This window comes from Pseudomonas sp. PAMC 29040 (genome assembly GCF_003994535.1).
Taxonomy (GTDB): Bacteria; Pseudomonadota; Gammaproteobacteria; order Pseudomonadales; family Pseudomonadaceae; genus Aquipseudomonas; species Aquipseudomonas paraversuta.
In genome coordinates, this window is sequence record NZ_RZAA01000004.1 from 250,564 (window position 1) to 269,920 (window position 19,357).

The 19,357-nt window shown below is 59.9% G+C and carries 13 protein-coding genes; 5 read left to right on the forward strand and 8 right to left on the reverse strand.

The genetic code is table 11. The features are described 5' to 3' along the window. The first annotated feature begins 15 nt into the window (after positions 1-15). The 4 genes from nagA to nagE are packed head-to-tail and all read left to right on the forward strand — an operon-like array spanning position 16 to position 6,425. Positions 16-1,113, forward strand: coding sequence for an N-acetylglucosamine-6-phosphate deacetylase (nagA, locus tag WG29040_RS08920; RefSeq protein WP_003440214.1), 1,098 nt, complete (start codon positions 16-18; stop codon positions 1,111-1,113). Between the two features lie 13 nt (positions 1,114-1,126). Further along, on the forward strand, positions 1,127-2,137 hold the full coding sequence (locus WG29040_RS08925; RefSeq protein WP_010655985.1) for an SIS domain-containing protein: 1,011 nt from the start codon (positions 1,127-1,129) through the stop codon (positions 2,135-2,137). A gap of 36 nt (positions 2,138-2,173) precedes the next feature. Beyond that, complete coding sequence (gene ptsP / locus WG29040_RS08930; protein ID WP_127196027.1) at positions 2,174-4,690, forward strand: phosphoenolpyruvate--protein phosphotransferase; 2,517 nt, start codon at positions 2,174-2,176, stop codon at positions 4,688-4,690. A 31-nt stretch (positions 4,691-4,721) separates the two neighbouring features. Beyond that, positions 4,722-6,425 carry an N-acetylglucosamine-specific PTS transporter subunit IIBC gene (gene nagE / locus WG29040_RS08935; RefSeq protein WP_127196028.1) on the forward strand — a complete coding sequence of 568 codons (1,704 nt, stop codon included), beginning with the start codon at positions 4,722-4,724 and terminating at the stop codon, positions 6,423-6,425. 111 nt (positions 6,426-6,536) lie between these two features. Here the strand turns inward: nagE and WG29040_RS08940 are convergent, their stop codons facing one another. Next, the gene (locus WG29040_RS08940) at positions 6,537-6,848 is read right to left on the reverse strand and encodes a YqfO family protein (RefSeq protein WP_003440210.1); all 312 of its coding nucleotides are present in this window, start codon (positions 6,846-6,848) and stop codon (positions 6,537-6,539) included. A 4-nt stretch (positions 6,849-6,852) separates the two neighbouring features. After that, positions 6,853-10,749: a phosphoribosylformylglycinamidine synthase gene (purL, locus tag WG29040_RS08945; protein WP_010655988.1), complete on the reverse strand. Its 3,897-nt coding sequence runs from the start codon at positions 10,747-10,749 to the stop codon at positions 6,853-6,855. Between the two features lie 285 nt (positions 10,750-11,034). Here purL and mltF point away from each other — a divergent pair, with 285 nt between their 5' ends. After that, a complete protein-coding gene (gene mltF / locus WG29040_RS08950) occupies positions 11,035-12,492 on the forward strand; it encodes a membrane-bound lytic murein transglycosylase MltF (RefSeq protein WP_010655989.1) in 1,458 nt (485 codons plus the stop codon). 37 nt (positions 12,493-12,529) lie between these two features. On the opposite strand, the gene pdxJ is transcribed toward mltF, so the two are convergent. From pdxJ to lepA, 6 genes are all read right to left on the reverse strand, one after another. Then, positions 12,530-13,273: a pyridoxine 5'-phosphate synthase gene (gene pdxJ, locus WG29040_RS08955; protein ID WP_127196029.1), complete on the reverse strand. Its 744-nt coding sequence runs from the start codon at positions 13,271-13,273 to the stop codon at positions 12,530-12,532. Between the two features lie 50 nt (positions 13,274-13,323). Continuing rightward, entirely contained in the window at positions 13,324-14,013 is a 690-nt protein-coding gene (gene recO / locus WG29040_RS08960; protein WP_010655990.1) for a DNA repair protein RecO, read from the reverse strand. Positions 14,014-14,747: 734 nt separating this feature from the next. Then, positions 14,748-15,650, reverse strand: a complete 903-nt coding sequence (gene era / locus WG29040_RS08965) for a GTPase Era (protein WP_010655991.1) — start codon at positions 15,648-15,650, stop codon at positions 14,748-14,750. Further along, positions 15,643-16,332: a ribonuclease III gene (rnc, locus tag WG29040_RS08970; protein ID WP_003440162.1), complete on the reverse strand. Its 690-nt coding sequence runs from the start codon at positions 16,330-16,332 to the stop codon at positions 15,643-15,645. The genes era and rnc overlap by 8 nt, the downstream gene beginning before the upstream one ends. 261 nt (positions 16,333-16,593) lie before the next feature. Further along, positions 16,594-17,448: a signal peptidase I gene (lepB, locus tag WG29040_RS08975; protein ID WP_010655992.1), complete on the reverse strand. Its 855-nt coding sequence runs from the start codon at positions 17,446-17,448 to the stop codon at positions 16,594-16,596. Between the two features lie 5 nt (positions 17,449-17,453). Continuing rightward, positions 17,454-19,253, reverse strand: a complete 1,800-nt coding sequence (gene lepA / locus WG29040_RS08980; RefSeq protein ID WP_029612404.1) for a translation elongation factor 4 — start codon at positions 19,251-19,253, stop codon at positions 17,454-17,456. Between the last annotated feature and the right edge of the window lie 104 nt (positions 19,254-19,357).

Consider the following 19,357-nt stretch of genomic DNA (forward strand, 5'->3'; position numbering starts at 1 on the left):
CCCGGAGGGCTGTACATGTCCGAAGACAACATCCTCACGCCCCAAGGCTGGGTCCGCGGCCGCCTGCTGCACGAGAACGGCAAAGTCCTCGGCATCCAGGGCAGCCCTTGTGACCCGGCCGACAACGACTTGCCTTACCTGCTGCCCGGTTTTATCGACCTGCATGTGCACGGCGGCGGCGGCAAAGACATCATGCAAGGCGCACCGGCCTTCGACACCATCGCCCGCACCCACTTGCGCTTCGGCACTACGGCAATGCTGGCCACCACCATGACCGCGCCGAATCACGAGATCAGCCGCGTGCTCGGTGCCCTCGGCGAGTTTTGTCAGCAACGGCCGGCCGGCTGCGCGCGGGTACTGGGGGTGCATCTCGAAGGCCCGTTTATCAACCCCGGCAAACTCGGCGCTCAACCCAACTTCGCCCATACCGCGCTGATGGCCGAAGTCGAGGACTACCTGAGTCTGGCGCCGATCAAAGTCATCACCATCGCCCCTGAAATCGCCGGCCATATCGAATTGATCGGCGCCCTGAGCGCCCGGGGCATTCGCATGCAGCTGGGGCATACCCTGGGCAGTTATGAAGAAGGCGTGGCCGCACTGGATGCGGGCGCCACCAGCTTCACCCATTTGTATAACGCCATGAGCCCGCTGCATCACCGCGAGCCCGGCATTCTGGGTGCCGCCCTGGCCCATGCGCGTTTTGCCGAACTGATCCCCGACTTGCTCCACGTGCATCCCGGCGCCATTCGCGCAGCCTTGCGTGCGATTCCGTGCCTGTATTGCGTCACCGACTCCACTGCAGCCACCGGCATGCCCGATGGCGAATACCAACTGGGCAGCCACACCGTCACCAAATGCCTGGGCGGCGTACGCCTGGCAGACGGCACGCTGGCGGGCAGCACGCTGACCATGGATCAGGCACTGCGCAACCTGGTGAAAATCGGCCTGCCACTGGCCGAAGCCTCGCAACGCCTGTCGCAGTACCCGGCCGACTACCTCGGCATTACCGAACGCGGGCGTTTGCAGCCCGGTAGCTGGGCCGACTGCGTGCGCCTGGACCGTTCATTGAATCTCACCGCTGTCATGGTCGAAGGGGAAGCACTTGTCTTCTAACAAGCCGTCAAAAATGCTGGAAGAGGCCCGGTCCGCGAGCGAAGCGGTCGAACGTCAACTGTTCAACCTGGAGTCGCGCCTGATCGACCTTGCCCGCGACCTGCGGGCCAGCCCGCCCGACGTAGCCATGACCCTGGCCCGTGGCAGCTCCGACCATGCCGCCAGTTACTTTGCCTACCTGACCATGCAGCATGTGGGCGTGCCCGTGGCGTCGTTGCCGATGTCAGTGGTGACCTTGCGCCAGTCCCCGCTGCGGGTGCAGGGCCAGGCGGTATTTGCCTTTTCCCAGTCCGGCCAGAGCCCCGACATCATCGACAGCCTGAGCCTGTTGCGTGAACGCGGGGCGCTGAGCGTGGCGCTGGTGAATGCCGAAAACACACCACTGGAAGCCGCCTGCGCCTACAGCTTGCCCTTGTGTGCCGGCGCCGAAATCAGCGTCGCAGCCACTAAAAGCTTTATCGCCACCTTGAGTGCCGGTGCCCGCCTGGTTGCGCACTGGGCCAATGATAAAGCCCTGCTCGAAGCCGGCCACCTGCTGCCCGCCGACTTGCGCGACGCCTGCACCCAGGACTGGAGCAAAGCCATCGAGACCTTGCGCGATGCCCAGCGATTGCTGGTGATCGGCCGGGGCGCGGGCTTTGCCATCGCCCAGGAAGCCGCGCTCAAATTCAAGGAAACCTCGACCCTGCAGGCCGAAGCCTTCAGCAGTGCCGAAGTGCGCCACGGCCCGATGGCCCTGATCGAAGAAGACTACCCGCTGCTGATTTTCGCCCCTCGGGGTGTGGAGCAGGCGGGCTTGCTGACCCTGGCCCGTGACATGCGCCAGCGCGGCGCCCGGGTGCTGCTGGCGGCCCCGGATGATGTGGCCGAGCGCGACCTGACGTTGAGCCAGGCGGCACACCCGGATCTGGACCCGATCCTGGCCATTCAAAGTTTCTACGTGATGGCTGCCGGTCTGGCCGAGGCCCGGGGGCTGGACCCGGATCAGCCACGGTTCCTGAGCAAAGTGACCCGTACCCACTGAGTTGTCTTCCCCCGCAGGTTTAATGAGTATCGCGCCATGCACAATAATAAAAAGCTCACCCTCAGTGCGCCGCTCAGCGGGCCGATCATCAAACTCGCCCTGGTGCCGGATGAAGTATTTTCCAGCGGCGTAATGGGCGACGGGATTGCCATCGACCCATTGAACGACTGTTTGTATGCGCCCTGTGACGGGGTGATCGTGCACGTGGCCAAGACCGCCCATGCCCTGACCCTGCGTGCCGATAATGGCGCCGAGGTGCTTTTGCATGTGGGGCTGGACACCTTTGATCTACAGGGCGAAGGTTTTCAACTGCTGGTGGAAAACGGCGAGCAGATCAGCAACGGCCAGCCGCTGGTACGCTTCGACCCCGATTACATCGCCCAGCGCTGCACCAGCCTGATCAGCCTGCTGGTGCTGACCAATGGCGATCGGTTCGCGCTGCAACTGCTGCAACACGACACCGCCGTGGCCGGCGAGCCACTGCTGCAGATAGCGGCGCGCCAGATCGAAGCCGCCGTTACCGCGACCGACAGTTCTCAGGGGCAGGCCCAAGGCAGCGTGCGCATAACTCACCACGGTGGCCTGCATGCACGTCCGGCTGCGCTGATACGGCAAACAGCACTGGGTTTCAAAAGCACTTGCCGGCTGCACATCGGCGCCAATTCGGCTCCGTGCGACAGTATTGTCCGGCTGCTGGCCCTGGGCATCAGCGAGCACGATGAAGTTCAAGTCAGCTGTGCCGGCGAGGATGCCGACGCCGCGCTGCAGGCCATTCTGGCCGCACTGGCCAAAGATCAGGTCAGACCGGCCGCCGCCACGCTGAAAGTGCTGCCGGCCGTCGCTCGCCCCATCAATCAAGAAGGACAATTGAACGGAGTGAGTGCGGCCCCCGGCCTGGCCAGTGGTGCGCTGTATTTTTTAAGCACCGTGCAACTGCCACCCGACCTCGGCAATCACCTCCCCGAGGAGCAAATGCAGGCGCTGCATTCGGCGCTGGAGCAGGTGCGCGCCGAGATCCGCCTGACCCTGATCCAGGCCCGGGCCGAGGGTAACCTCGACGAAGAAGCCATTTTCGACACTCACCTGGCCTTGCTCGAAGACAGCGAGCTGCTGCAGGCCAGCCACGGCGCCATCGCCCAGGGCCGCAATGCGGCCCACGCCTGGAGTGATGCGATCGAGCAGCAATGCGCGATTCTGCAGCAACTGGGCAATACCCTGCTGGCTGAACGCTCCAACGACTTGCACGACCTGCAACAACGGGTTCTCAGAGCATTACTGGGGGAAAGTGCCCAGTGCCAGGTGCCGCCCGGAGCCATTGTTGCCGCACACGAGCTGACCCCTTCCGACCTGCTGATGCTCAGCGCGCAGCAAGTTGCCGGTTTATGCATGGCCGCAGGGGGGGCCACCTCCCATGTCGCGATTCTGGCCCGGGGCAAAGGCCTGCCTTGCCTGGTGGCCCTGGGCTCAGGGTTGCTGGACTTGCCGGCCGGACAACAGGTGATTCTCGACGCCGACAGCGCCCGCCTGGAACTGAGCCCCGGCGCCGAACGCATCGAACAGGTGCAAAACAGCATTCTCGCCCGTCAGCAACGCTTTGCCCGGCAGCAATTGCACGCCCACGAACCGGCAGTGACCGGTGACGGGCTGCAGATCGAAATTGCCGCCAACGTTGCCTCCAGCCACGAAGCGGCCGGCGCCCATGCCAATGGCGCAGATGGCGTCGGACTGCTGCGTACCGAGTTCCTGTTTGTCGATCGCAGCACTGCTCCCAATGAACAGGAGCAGATTGCGGCCTACCAGGGCGTGGTCGATGCGATGGGTGACAAGCCGGTGATCATTCGCACCATTGATGTGGGCGGCGACAAGCAACTTGATTATCTGCCGCTGCCCGCCGAAGCCAATCCGGTATTGGGCCTGCGCGGCATCCGCCTGGCACAGATGCATCCGCACATCCTCGATCAGCAACTGCGCGCCCTGCTGCAGGTCAGCCCGGTACAACGCTGCCGCATCTTGTTGCCAATGATCACCGAGGTCGACGAGCTGCTGCATATCCGCCGTCGCCTGGAGGCCTTGCGCGGTGAAATGGGCCTGAGCCAGCGCCCGGAACTGGGGGTGATGATTGAAGTGCCGGCAGCGGCCCTGATGGCAGAACAATTGGCCGAGCACGCGGACTTTCTGTCCATCGGCACCAACGACCTGTCGCAGTACACCCTGGCCATGGACCGCGACCATGCAGGGTTGGCCTCACGGGTCGATGCCCTGCATCCGGCGCTGCTGCGCCTGATCGCCCATACCTGTGCCGGTGCGGCAAAGCACGGACGCTGGGTAGGCGTGTGCGGTGCACTGGCCAGCGACCCTCTGGCCACCCCGGTGCTGATCGGCCTGGGGGTTCGCGAGCTGTCGGTCAGCCCGCTGCAAATCGGTGAAATCAAGGCCAGGGTCCGCCAGCTGGACGCCGGAATGTGTCAAACACTGAGCCAGAAACTGCTGAACATGAGCAACGCAAAATCTGTACGCGAGGCCTGTCATCAGTACTGGCCGCTTTCCGACTGACAACAACAAAAACAACGACGGAGAATTTCTCATGTATCAATACTTCATCGAAGGTCTGCAGCGGCTTGGCCGGGCGTTGATGCTGCCGATTGCGATTTTGCCCATTGCCGGGCTGCTACTGCGGCTGGGCGACACCGACTTGCTCAACATCGCAATCATCCACGATGCCGGCAACACGATTTTCGCCAACCTGGCGCTGATCTTCGCCATCGGCATTGCCGTGGGTTTTGCCCGCGACAACAACGGTACTGCGGGCCTGGCCGGGGCCATCGGTTATCTGGTGCTGATCTCGACCCTCAAGGCCCTGGACCCCCATATCAACATGGGCATGCTCGCCGGGATCGTCAGCGGCCTGATGGCCGGGGCGCTGTACAACCGCTTCAAGGACATCAAACTGCCGGAATACCTGGCGTTTTTTGGCGGCCGGCGTTTTGTGCCGATCGTCACCGGGTTTGCCGCCGTAGCCCTGGGGGCCCTGTTCGGCCTGATCTGGCCACCGATTCAGGAAGGCATCAATAGCCTGGGTGTGTTGCTGCTCGAAAGCGGCAGCCTGGGGGCGTTCATTTTTGGCGTGTTGAACCGCATCCTGATCGTCACCGGGCTGCACCATATCCTTAACAATATGGCGTGGTTCGTGTTCGGCAGCTTTACCACCGATGCCGGGCAAGTGGTGACCGGCGACCTGACCCGATACTTCGCGGGCGACCCCAAGGGCGGCCAATTCATGACCGGCATGTTCCCGGTGATGATGTTTGGCCTGCCGGCTGCGTGCCTGGCGATGTACCGCAATGCGTTGCCGGAGCGGCGCAAACTGATGGGCGGGATTTTCCTGTCACTGGCGCTGACCGCGTTTTTGACCGGCGTCACCGAACCCATCGAATTTGCTTTCATGTTCCTCGCGCCCTTCCTCTATCTGTTGCATGCGTTGCTGACCGGGCTGTCGATGGCCATCACCAACCTGCTGAATATCCATTTGGGCTTCACCTTTTCCGGTGGTGCCATCGACATGCTGCTGGGCTGGGGCAAGTCCACCAATGGCTGGATGATCTTTCCCGTCGGGCTGGTCTACTTCGCCATTTATTACCTGGTGTTTGATTACTGCATCCGCCGCTTCAAACTCAAAACCCCGGGCCGTGAAGACAACCCGGTGGCAGAAACCGCCGACCTCACCGAGAACCAGCGGGCCGAAGGCTATATCCAGGCGCTGGGTGGCCCGGACAATCTGCTCACCGTCGGCGCCTGCACCACGCGCCTGCGCCTGGAGCTGGCCGATCGCAACAAGGCTCAGGACAGCGAACTCAAGGCGCTGGGCGCCATGGGGGTGATGCGTCCCGGCCGCGCGGGCAGCCTGCAAGTAGTGGTCGGGCCGATGGCCGACAGCATTGCCGATGAAATACGTTTGGCGCTAACCCGGGTCAGCCGTTCGCCCGCCGTCAGCAAGGCTCAAGCCCCTGCGGTGGAACCGGCGCACGAGGTCGGGCACGAGGCCGCCAACAAATGGCTGGGCGCGCTGGGCGGCAGCAGCAATGTATTGCACGTCGAGTGCGTAGCGCTCACCCGCTTGCGGATCAAGCTGGGAGACCAGCGTTCGTTGTCGCAGAGCCAGCTCAAGGCACTGGGAAGCCAGGGCATCAGCCAGCACGCCGATGGCGTTTGGCATGTATTGGTGGGGGAACAGGCGCAGGGATTGAGCGAAGCGCTGGCGCGATTGATCAGGCCAGATCACGCACGCTGAACGAACTGTAGGAGCGAGCTTGCCTCACGATGGTCTCAATGCGTTTTCTCAGAAACCGCGCATTGTTTGCATCGCGAGGCAAGCTCGCTCCTACAGGTTGGTGTTTGGGGGTTACAAGTCCGCCAGTCGCCACACTTCATAAGCGGGCGTCTCATAGGGGTGACTGTGCTTGAGCGCAGCCACCACCCCATGGATCAGATCATCGGCAACGACCAGCTCAACTTTCCATTCCCCGACATATTCGACCTGACCGGTTTGCCCGATAAACGGCTGACTGCCGTCCAGCGCGCAAAACTGGCCCTGGCCCAATACCTGCCAGGCGCAGTGGTCATAGTTGCCGATCCGTCCGCCACCGGCAGCGAATACAGCATCCTTGACCACTTCGACGTGGCTTGGAGGAACGAAGAAGCTGAGCTTGTACATGCCCTTAGTCGACCCACACGCGCGCGTTACGGAACATGCGCAACCAAGGCGCATCTTCGTTCCACTCTTCAGGACGCCACGAGTTCTGCACGGCGCGGAATACCCGCTCCGGGTGCGGCATCATGATAGTCACACGGCCGTCACGGCTGGTGAGACCGGTAATCCCGCGCGGCGAGCCGTTCGGGTTGGCCGGGTAGCTCTCGGTAACCTTGCCGTGGTTGTCGACGAAGCGCAGTGCCACGCAACCCGACAGATCGGCTTGCAGCAGGGCTTCAGGGCTGGCGAACTCGGCATGGCCTTCACCGTGGGCGATGGCGATTGGCATGCGCGAACCGGCCATACCCTGCAGGAAGATCGAGTTCGACTCCTGTACCTGAACCATTGCCACCCGGGCTTCGAACTGCTCGGAACGGTTACGCACAAAGTGCGGCCAGAACTCGCTGCCCGGTACCAGTTCGCTGAGGTTGGACATCATCTGGCAACCGTTGCAAACACCCAGGGTGAAGCTGTCGGTACGTTCGAAGAAGCCCTGGAACGCATCACGTGCACGGGCGTTGAACAGGGCCGACTTGGCCCAGCCTTCACCGGCACCCAGTACGTCACCGTAGGAGAAGCCACCGCACGCAACCATGCCCTTGAAGTCATTGAGGTCGACACGGCCGGCCAGAATGTCGCTCATGTGCACATCGACCGCGTTGAAACCGGCACGGTCAAACGCCGCCGCCATTTCAACCTGGCCGTTGACGCCCTGCTCGCGCAGTACGGCAACCTGTGGGCGAATGCCTTTCTTGATATACGGCGCACTGATGTTGGCGTTGACATCAAAGCTCAGCTGAACGCTCAGGCCCGGATTGTCTTCTTCCAGCAGCACGTCGAACTCTTGCTGGGCGCAGTCTGCGTTGTCACGCATACGCTGGATCTGGTAGCTGGTTTCAGCCCACTGACGTTGCAGCAGAGGGCGCTGACCGGCGAAAACGGTCTCGCCATTGAAGGTGATCGTGACGTCTGCACAATTGCGCGGTTGACCGATTACCGACACGCACTCACCCAGGCCGGCGGCGCTGAATTGTGCGAGTACGTCAGCAGTAGAGTCCTGACGCACCTGAACCACCGCACCCAACTCTTCGTTGAACAGGATGGCCGGAATGTCGGCAGCGGTTTCAGCCAGGCCGTCGAGTGCCAGGTTGACACCGCAGTGACCGGCGAACGCCATTTCCATCACGCTGGTCAGCAAACCACCGTCGGAACGGTCATGGTAAGCCAGCAGGTGGCCATCGGCATTCAAGCCCTGGATCACGGCGAAGAAGGCCTTGAGGTCTTCTGCGTCATCCACGTCCGGGGCGTGTTTACCGAGCTTGCCGTAAGTCTGGGCCAGGATCGAGGCGCCCATGCGGTTCTGGCCACGGCCCAGGTCGATCAGGATCAGATCGGTCAGGCCCTTGTCCATGCGCAGCACAGGGGTCATGGTCTGACGCACATCGAGCACCGGAGCAAAACCGGTTACTACCAGCGACAGCGGCGAGGTGACAGTCTTGTCAGTGCCCTCTTCGCTCCAGCGGGTTTGCATCGACATCGAGTCTTTGCCCACTGGAATGGTGATGCCCAGCTCAGGGCACAGCTCCATGCCGACCGCTTTTACGGTGTCGTACAGACGGGCGTCTTCGCCGGGGTGACCCGCCGCTGACATCCAGTTGGCCGACAGTTTGATGTCGCTGATCTTGCCGATCCGCGAAGCCGCGATGTTGGTCAGGGTTTCGCCGATGGCCATACGGCCCGATGCCGGAGCATCCAGCAGTGCCAGCGGAGTACGCTCGCCCATGGCCATGGCTTCACCGGTGTATACGTCAAAGCTGGTGGCGGTGACCGCAACGTCAGCAACCGGCACTTGCCACGGACCTACCATCTGGTCACGGGCTACCAGGCCGGTAATGGTCCGGTCGCCGATGGTGATCAGGAAGCTTTTGCTGGCCACGGCCGGGTGATGCAGTACGCGCTCGACACACTCGCCGATGGCCAGCGTGGACGGATCGAAGTCATCCCCCAGTTCGGCTTCACGGACGGCCGAACGGTGCATGCGCGGTGCCTTGCCCAGCAACACTTCCAGTGGCATGTCCACCGGGTTGTTGCCGAAGTGGCTATCGGTAACCGTCAGCTGCGGTTCGGCAGTGGCTTCACCGACCACGGCAAACGGGCAACGCTCACGTTCGCAGATCGCTTTGAAGCGCTCGAAATCGGCAACGCCCACCGCCATTACATAGCGTTCCTGGGATTCGTTGCTCCAGATTTCGTGCGGAGCCATGCCCGGCTCGTCGTTGGGAATATTGCGCAGTTCGAAACGACCGCCACGCTCACCGTCGTTGACCAGTTCCGGGAAGGCATTGGACAGACCGCCCGCGCCCACGTCGTGGATGAAGCTGATGGGGTTTTTGTCGCCCAGTTGCCAGCAACGGTCGATGACCTCTTGGCAACGGCGTTCCATTTCCGGGTTTTCGCGCTGTACCGAAGCGAAGTCCAGATCGGCCGAGCTCGCGCCGGTGGCCATGGAGGAAGCTGCACCGCCACCCAGGCCGATCAGCATTGCCGGGCCGCCCAGCACGATCAGCTTGGAGCCAACGGTGATTTCGGCTTTCTGTACGTGTTCGGCGCGGATGTTGCCCATGCCGCCGGCCAACATGATTGGCTTGTGGTAACCGCGCACTTCTTCGCCACGGGGAGTCGTGATCGACTGCTCGAAGGTACGGAAGTAACCGGTCAGGGCCGGACGGCCGAATTCGTTGTTGAACGCGGCGCCGCCCAGCGGGCCTTCGATCATGATGTCCAGCGCGGTAACGATGCGCTCGGGTTTGCCGTACGGCACTTCCCATGGCTGTTCAAAGCCCGGGATTTGCAGGTTGGATACGGTGAAGCCGGTGAGGCCGGCCTTTGGCTTGGCGCCACGACCGGTAGCACCTTCGTCACGGATCTCGCCACCGGAGCCGGTCGCCGCGCCCGGGAACGGGGCAATGGCGGTCGGGTGGTTGTGGGTCTCAACCTTCATCAAAATATGCACCGGCTCCTGCACCGCGCCGTACTGGCGGGTTTCAGGGTCCGGGAAGAAACGCCCTGCAACGCTGCCGACGATGACCGAAGCGTTGTCCTTATAAGCCGACAACACACCTTCGCTGTGCATCACGTAGGTGTTCTTGATCATGCCAAACAGGCTTTTATCCTGGCTTTGGCCGTCAATGTCCCAGCTGGCATTGAAGATCTTGTGACGGCAATGCTCGGAGTTGGCCTGGGCGAACATCATCAGTTCGATGTCGTGCGGGTTGCGGCCAAGACCGTTGAACGCATTGACCAGGTAATCGATTTCGTCTTCAGCCAGAGCCAGGCCCAGCTCGACGTTGGCTTTTTCCAGCGCGGCGCGACCGCCGCCCAGCACGTCAATCGCCGTCAGCGGCTTGGGCTCGGCATGGCTGAACAGACCGCAAGCCTGCTCAAGGTTGCCCAGCACGATTTGCGTCATGCGGTCATGCAGTGCCGCTGCAATCAGCTCTGCATCAGCGTCGCTGAACTGACCGGCCACGTAAAACGCAATGCCACGCTCCAGGCGCTGGACTTTAGCCAGGCCACAGTTACGGGCAATGTCGCTGGCCTTACTCGACCAAGGGGAAATGGTGCCGAACCGCGGCAACACCAGGAACAGTCGGCCACTGGGCTCTTGGACCGGCACACTAGGGCCGTACTTCAAGAGACGAGCCAGGACCTGCTGTTCATCGCTGGTCAGCTCACCGGTAACATCGGCGAAGTGGGCGAATTCAGCATACAAACCAGTGACAGCCGGAACCTTCAGGCTCAGTTGTGCAAGGAGTTTGCTGTGGCGAAAGGCAGAAAGGGCAGGAGCGCCGCGCAGGATCAACATCTTCGGGACAGCCTCGGGAGGGGTATGCTTTGAGGCCCGGCATTCTAGCCTAAACCGGCGCTAACGGCACCCGAAACGGCACACCTGACGTGCGCCAAAGGCCGTTAACCGACCAAAGCCTTATTCTTTATAGCTATCAGAGCGTTTGTGGATGGGCGGTCATGATCTTTAAACAGCCCCCGACACCCCATTCCATAAGGGTTTTGTCGTTTTTGGCAGCTGTTATCAGAATGACCGTAAATTGTCGAGATATGGCACCCGTGCTGCTTTGCGTATACTGCGCGAATGTTTTCTCTAACTGCATTCCGCCAGCGTGGAGCCAGATGGCTACTCGTAACCGGACTCTTCCTGATGCTCGGTGCCTGCGTTGAAAAACCCAGTACCCTTGAGCGCGTAAAGGAGGATGGGGTACTGCGGGTGATCACCCGTAACAGCCCGGCCACCTACTTCGAAGATCGCAACGGCGAAACCGGCTTCGAATACGAGCTGGTGAAGCGCTTTGCCGACGATCTGGGCGTCGAACTGAAGATCGAAACAGCCGACAACCTGGACGACATCTTCATACAGCTGGGTAAACCTGACGGTCCCGCTTTAGCTGCTGCCGGTCTGGTCAGCAGCGAGAAACGCCTGCAGCAAGCCAAGTTCTCTCACCCGTACCTTGAAGTCACGCCCCAGATCATCTACCGCAACGGTCAGTCGCGCCCCACCAATGCCGCCGATCTGGTGGGCAAACGCATCATGGTGCTTAAAGGCAGCTCCCACGCCGAGCAACTTGCCGAACTCAAGAAGCAATATCCCGGAATCGAATACGAAGAGTCCGACGCTGTCGAAGTCGTCGACCTGTTGCGCATGGTCGATGAAGGGCAGATAGACCTGACCCTGGTCGACTCCAACGAAGTGGCAATGAACCAGGTGTACTTCCCCAACGTTCGCGTGGCCTTTGACCTGGGTGATGCCCGCAGCCAGCGCTGGGCGGTAATGGCCGGTGAAGACAACAGCCTGCTCAACGAGATCAACGCCTACCTGGACAAGGTCGAAAAGAACGGCACCCTGCAACGCTTGAAGGACCGTTACTACGGCCACGTCGACGTACTGGGTTACGTCGGCGCCTATACCTTCGCCCAGCATCTGCAGCAGCGCCTGCCCAAATACGAAAAGTTCTTCAAGGATGCGGCCAAAAAGGAACAGGTCGACTGGCGCCTGCTGGCAGCCATGGGCTATCAGGAATCCTTGTGGCAGCCCACCGTCACCTCCAAAACCGGCGTTCGCGGCCTGATGATGCTGACCCAGAACACTGCACAAGCCATGGGCGTGTCCAACCGCCTGGACGCGCAGCAAAGCATCATGGGCGGTGCCAAGTACCTGGCACTGATCAAGAGCGAACTGGACGACGATATCGAAGAGCCCGATCGCACCTGGTTTGCACTGGCGGCCTACAACGTTGGCGGCGGTCACCTGGATGACGCGAGAAAGCTGGCCAAGAAAGAAGGCCTGAACCCGAACAAGTGGCTGGACGTGAAAAAAATGCTGCCTCGCCTTGCGCAGAAGCAGTGGTACAGCAAAACCCGCTATGGCTACGCCCGGGGCGGCGAGCCCGTGCACTTTGTGGCCAACATCCGTCGTTACTACGACATCCTGACATGGGCCACACAGCCACAGCTTGAGGGCGACCAGGCCGCTGACGGCAAGCTGCACATACCGGGTATCAACAAGACCAAGCCTAAAGAAGAGCCGCAGCTTTAAGCCAGCACCGCCAATACCCGTCGAGCCGTGACCGGGTTTAAGCCTTTGCCGCCGCCAGAATCAGTGCCTTCATCTCGGCCACTGCCGACTTGAAGCCAACGAACAGAGCGTGTGCCACCAAGGCATGGCCAATGTTCAGCTCATTGATGCCCTTGATCGCCGCCACCGCTTCAACGTTGTGGTAGTGCAGGCCATGACCGGCATTAACGATCAGCCCTTGCGCCAGGCCAAATGCCACGCCATCAGCCACCCGCTGCAACTCTTCGGCCACTTCGATCGGGGTTTGCGCATCGGCATAACGCCCGGTGTGCAACTCGACAGCAGGGGCACCGACGCGTTTTGAAGCCGCAATCTGCCGCTCATCGGCATCGATAAACAACGAGACTTCACAACCGATTTTCGCCAGACGCTCGACGGCAGCCTTGATCCGCGCTTCTTGCCCGGCAACGTCCAGACCACCTTCAGTAGTCAGTTCCTGACGGGTCTCGGGCACCAGACAGACATGGGCCGGGCGAATGCGCTCGGCAAATACCATCATTTCTTCGGTGACGCCCATTTCGAAGTTCATGCGCGTTTGCAGTACATCCTTGAGCAGCAGTACATCACGCTCCTGGATGTGCCGGCGGTCTTCGCGCAAGTGCACGGTGATGCCGTCAGCGCCCGCCTCTTCTGCGTCCAGGGCAGCCTTGACCGGATCAGGGTAACGGGTGCCGCGCGCCTGGCGCAGCGTGGCTACGTGGTCGATATTCACGCCGAGAAGAATGCGGTTACTGGTAGTCACGAGGGCTCTCCTGAAGAGTTGAAGATTCGGCGCACAGCATACCGGTCTATTCAGGGCTTGCGAAACAACTCACGACTGGCCAGCGGCTTGCCTGCCAGATGCACCGCCAATGCCTGGCGCATCAGGCGCTTGGCTGCCAGCAATGCCCCCGGTGCACTCCAGTCAGCCTCAGCCATGGCGTGCAATTGCTCGCCATGGAACAGCCCGGGCTGCTGCAGCCATACCCTCTCCAGCCCGGCATCCACCTGCAACCGATACAGGCCGTCTGCCTGCACCGGCTCGCCATGGATATCGAGCGACAATGAGAAGCCGTAGCCCAGGTCATCCAGCAAACGCCATTCAAAGGCCCGCAGCAAAGGCTCCAGCGGCCGGCCTTCAGCCAGCGCCAACAAGGTCGCCGCGTAATGATCAAAGATAGAGGGATGCGGATCTTCAGCAGGTAACAGGCGAATCAGCAGCTCATTAAGGTAGAGACCGCTGAACAGCGCTTCGCCATTGAGCCAGGTTGAAATACCGGCGCTTTCCATGCGTCCGACGTTTTTCAGCTCGCCACGCCCACGAAACTCGATCTCCAGCGGGACAAAGGGCCGCGCCAGAGTCCCGGCCTTTCCGCGCGCACTGCGCAGCACCGCCCGCAGCCGGCCTTGGGGCGTGAGGAAATCCACCAGGGCACTGGTTTCACGATAGGGGCGACTGTGCAGGACGTAAGCGAGTTGCGGGATGGGGGTTTTGCTGGACATGGACAGTTTTAATCCTGAAAACCCTGGACGACTTCCAGGGAGCCATCGCTGGCAAGCCAGCTCCCACAGGTCTTGAACCGGTCTTGTGGGAGCTGACCTGCCAACCCACACAAGTCTTGAACTGACCTTGTGAAAGCTGACCTGCCAGCCCACAAGTCTTGAACTGATCTTGTGGGAGCTGACCTGCCAACCCACACAAGCCTTGAACCTGTCTTGTGGGAGCTGACCTGCCAGCCCACACAAGTCTTGAACTGATCTTGTGGGAGCTGACCTGCCAACCCACACAAGCCTTGAACCTGTCTTGTGGGAGCTGACCTGCCAGCCCACACAAGTCTTGAACTGACCTTGTGGGAGCTGACCTGCCAGCCCACACAAGTCTTGAACCTATCTTGTGAGAGCTGACCTGCCAGCCCACACAAGTCTTGAACCTATCTAGTGGGAGCTGAGCTGCCAACCCACACAAGTCTTGAACTGACCTTGTGGGAGCTGACCTGCCAACCCACACAAGTCTTGAACCGGTCTTGTGGGAGCTGAGCTGCCAACCCACACAAGTCTTGAACCTATCTAGTGAGAGCTGAGCTGCCAGCCCACACCAGTCTTGAACTGATCTAGTGGGAGCTGACCTGCCAACCCACAAGTCTTGAACTGACCTTGTGAGAGCTGAGCTGCCAGCCCACACAAGTCTTTGTGGGAGCTGGCTTGCCAGCGATTGTCGCGCCGCAGATTACAGCCTGTTACAGGTCGCCGTAGCCCAGGGAACGCAGGGCGCGTTCGTCGTCGGACCAGCCGCCTTTCACTTTAACCCACAGGTTAAGCATGACTTTGGAGTCGAACAGCAGTTCCATATCCTTGCGCGCTTCGGTGCCGATGCGCTTGATACGCTCGCCCTTGTCGCCAATGATGATTTTCTTCTGGCCATCACGCTCAACCAGAATCAATGCGTGGATGTGCAGGGTTTTGCCCTGCTGCTTGAACTCTTCGATCTCGACAGTGATCTGGTACGGCAGTTCGGCACCCATCTGGCGCATGATTTTCTCACGTACCAGCTCTGCGGCCAGGAAGCGGCTGCTGCGGTCAGTGATCTGGTCTTCCGGGAAGAAGTGCTCGTTCTCCGGCAGATGATCGGCAATCACACGCTCAAGGGCTTCAAGGTTGTGACCATGCTGAGCGGAGATCGGAATGATCTGGGCGTTCGGCAGTTGTTCCTGCAGCCAGCTCAGATGCGGCATCAGCTCGGCTTTGTCTTCAATGCGATCGGTCTTGTTCAGGGCCACGATCAAAGGACCGGTCACGTACTGGACACGCTCGAGGACCATCTGGTCTTCGTCGGTCCACTTGGTGCGATCAACGACAAAAATCACCACATCAACGTCTTTCAACGCAGCCGATGCAGTTTTGTTCATGTAGCGGTTCAGGGCTTTCTCGCCACCTTTGTGCATGCCTGGGGTATCGACATAGACCGCTTGCACGTTGCCTTCGGTCTTGATCCCCAGCATGTTGTGGCGGGTGGTCTGTGGCTTGCGCGAAGTGATCGCCAGCTTTTGACCCAGAATGTGGTTCAGCAGTGTGGATTTACCCACGTTTGGTCGACCAACAATGGCGACATAGCCACAGCGTGTTGCAGTTGAATCAGTCATGGCCATTCTCCACGCCAAGGGCTATCAGTGCTGCGGCGGCCGCTACCTGTTCGGCAATACGACGGCTCACACCCTGACCCCGGCTTTTTTCATTCAATAGGGCAATTTCGCACTCAACGAAGAATGTGCGGCAATGCGGTTCGCCCTGGATATCTACCACTTCGTAACGTGGCAGATCACAGGCACGTGACTGCAAGAACTCTTGCAGGCGGGTCTTTGGATCTTTGTTGGTGTCGACCAGGGTCAGGGTCTCGAACTCGCTGGCAAGCCAGGCCAGTACGCGGTCACGGGCGGCATCCATGCCCGCATCCAGGTAAATGGCGCCAATCAGCGCTTCGAGGGCATCGGCCAGAATCGACTCACGGCGAAAACCACCGCTCTTGAGCTCACCCGAGCCCAGGCGCAGATACTCGCCCAGTTCAAAACCACGGGCCAGGACGGCCAGGGTTTCACCTTTTACCAGGCGGGCACGCAAGCGCGACAGCTGGCCTTCCCGGGCCAGCGGAAAGCGGTCAAACAGCGCTTCGCCGGCTACAAAATTAAGAATGGCATCCCCCAGAAACTCGAGACGCTCGTTATTGCGCCCCGCGAAACTGCGGTGTGTCAGGGCCAGAATCATCAGCTCCTGGTCTTTGAAGGTATAGCCGAGCTGACGCTCTAAACGCTCTAAAGAAAAACTCACGATTTACCCACGCTGAGTTCGTGGCCGAATGTCACCACCGGACCGATATTAGGGATCAGTGATGCTCGTTTATCGCATAGCAAATGGACAGGGAACAGGCTGTTCGCCGCCGTCACACTTAACGCTTTGTTCAAATCCACATCCTGAATACTGTTGGCCGGCATGCCTGAAGCGGCATGACGACCTTAAGAACCGCTGACCTCCGAATTTATTCGGACGCCTGAAAAGCATTCGGCGCTGTTATTAACAGCGCCGTCTTGGCTACTTGATCAATCCAACCCGCGAGAAGTTCGGCAGGTTGCTTGTCTTGGGTTCCGGCCAGCTCATCCAGACAGCGAAGGCCTTGCCGACGATATTCTTGTCGGGAACCATGCCCAGTTCGTCTTTGGGAATGTTCGGATCATCCCAGTAACGGCTGTCGTTCGAGTTGTCGCGGTTGTCACCCATCATGAAGTAGTGACCGGCCGGAACCGTCCACTCCTTGTCAGGCGGCGCGCGATAACGGCTCATTTCCTTGCGGATCATGTGCTCGACTTCGCCCAGCTTCTCTTTGTAGAGCTCCGCGCTGCCCAGGGTGCCCGGCTCCGTTCCCACCAGTTGCTCGGCAACCAGTTGATCGTTGACGTACAAATGCTTGTCGCTGGTGTAGCGAATCTTGTCGCCCGGCAGGCCGACTACACGCTTGATGTAGTTGACCGTCGGATCGCTAGGGTAGCGAAACACCATCACATCGCCCCGCTTCGGATCACCCACCTCGATGATTTTCGTATCGAGAACCGGCAAGCGGATCCCGTAGGAAAATTTGTTCACCAAGATGAAATCGCCCACATCCAGGGTTGGCTTCATCGAGCCGGACGGAATCTGGAACGGCTCAACCAGAAACGAACGCAATACCAGCACGATGAACAACACAGGGAAGAACGATTTGCCGTATTCAACCAGCAACGGTTCCTTGTTGAGCTTTTCGATTACCTGCGCATCAGCCGGTGTAACACTGGCTTGATAGTTGGCAATGGCCTTGCGCCGGCGAGGTGCCAGGAAGACCAAATCGAGCAGCGCCAGCAAACCGCACACGGCAACAGCAATGACCAGCAACAGCGGGAAATTTAGTGACATAGGACCTAGCTATCCAACCTGAGCACTGCAAGGAAGGCTTCTTGTGGAATTTCCACGTTACCCACTTGCTTCATGCGTTTTTTACCGGCTTTCTGCTTTTCCAACAGCTTGCGCTTACGGCTAACGTCACCACCGTAGCATTTGGCCAGTACGTTTTTTCTGAGCGCTTTAACAGACGAGCGCGCAATGATTTGGCCACCAATGGCAGCCTGAATTGCCACATCGAACATCTGACGCGGAATCAGCTCTTTCATCTTCTCGGTCAGCGCACGCCCTTTGTAATGAGCGTTGTCGCGGTGAACGATCAGAGCCAGTGCGTCAACCTTCTCGCCGTTGATCAAGACATCAAGCTTGACCAGGTTGGCCGATTGATAACGGTCAAAATGGTAGTCGAGCGAAGCATAGCCGCGACTGGTGGATTTGAGACGGTCGAAGAAGTCCAGAACCACTTCGTTCATCGGCAAATCGTAAGTTACCTGCACCTGGGAGCCGAGGAACAGCATGTCATGCTGAACGCCGCGCTTTTCAATGCACAGGGTAATGACGTTACCCAGGTGCTCTTGAGGCACAAGGATATTGGCACGAACGATAGGTTCGCGAATGTCTTCAATGGAGGACACGTCCGGCAACTTGGACGGGTTATCCACATAAATGGTTTCACCGGTCTTCAGCAGCAGCTCAAAAATTACGGTAGGTGCCGTGGTGATCAGGTCCAGGTCGTATTCGCGCTCAAGGCGCTCCTGGATGATCTCCATGTGCAGCATGCCGAGGAACCCGCAACGGAAGCCGAAGCCCAGGGCGTCGGAGCTTTCCGGGGTGTACTGCAGCGACGAGTCGTTCAGCGTGAGCTTTTGCAGGGCCTCGCGGAAATCTTCGAAGTCGTCAGAGCTGACCGGGAACAAGCCCGCGTAGACCTGCGGCTGAATCCGCTTGAAACCTGGCAGTACGTCAACATCCGGGGTGGAGCTCAAGGTCAGGGTGTCGCCCACTGGCGCACCGTGAATGTCCTTGATACCGGCGATGATGAAGCCTACTTCACCGGCTTTCAGATCAGTGGTCGCGGTGTGCTTGGGGTTGAACACACCCACGCTGTCGACCAGATGCACCTTGCCGGTGGACTTGACCAGGATCTTGTCGCCCTTTTTCACGCGGCCGTGGCGCACGCGAACCAGGGACACAACGCCCAGGTAGTTGTCGAACCAGGAGTCGATGATCAACGCTTGCAGCGGATCTTCGTAGTTGCCGGTCGGCGCAGGAATGGTCTGCACCAGGCGCTCAAGCACTTCGTCGACGCCCAGGCCGGTTTTGGCGCTGCATGTCACGGCATCAGTGGCATCGATACCAATGATTTTTTCGATTTCATCCCTGACGCGATCAGGATCGGCCTGGGGCAAGTCGATCTTGTTCAAGACCGGCATAACCTCAAGGCCCTGCTCGATGGCGGTGTAACAGTTGGCTACGGACTGGGCTTCTACGCCCTGCCCGGCATCGACCACCAGCAACGCACCTTCACACGCCGCCAGAGACCGGCTGACTTCGTAGGTGAAGTCAACGTGGCCCGGGGTATCAATGAAGTTCAGCTGATAGGTTTTGCCGTCTTTGGCCGTGTAATACAGGGTGACGCTGTGGGCTTTGATGGTGATCCCGCGCTCGCGCTCGAGGTCCATGGAGTCCAGAACCTGGGCTTCCATTTCGCGCTCGGCGAGGCCGCCGCACATCTGAATAAAACGATCGGCCAGCGTCGACTTGCCATGGTCAATGTGGGCGATGATGGAGAAATTGCGGATATGACTCAAATCACTCACGGGTCAACACTCAAAAAAAGTCGCAGGCAGACTGCCCGCCGAAAAATAGCCGGGAATTGTACCTGATCCGCGCGCCAAGCGTCACGTCCGCAGGCCAATAGCCC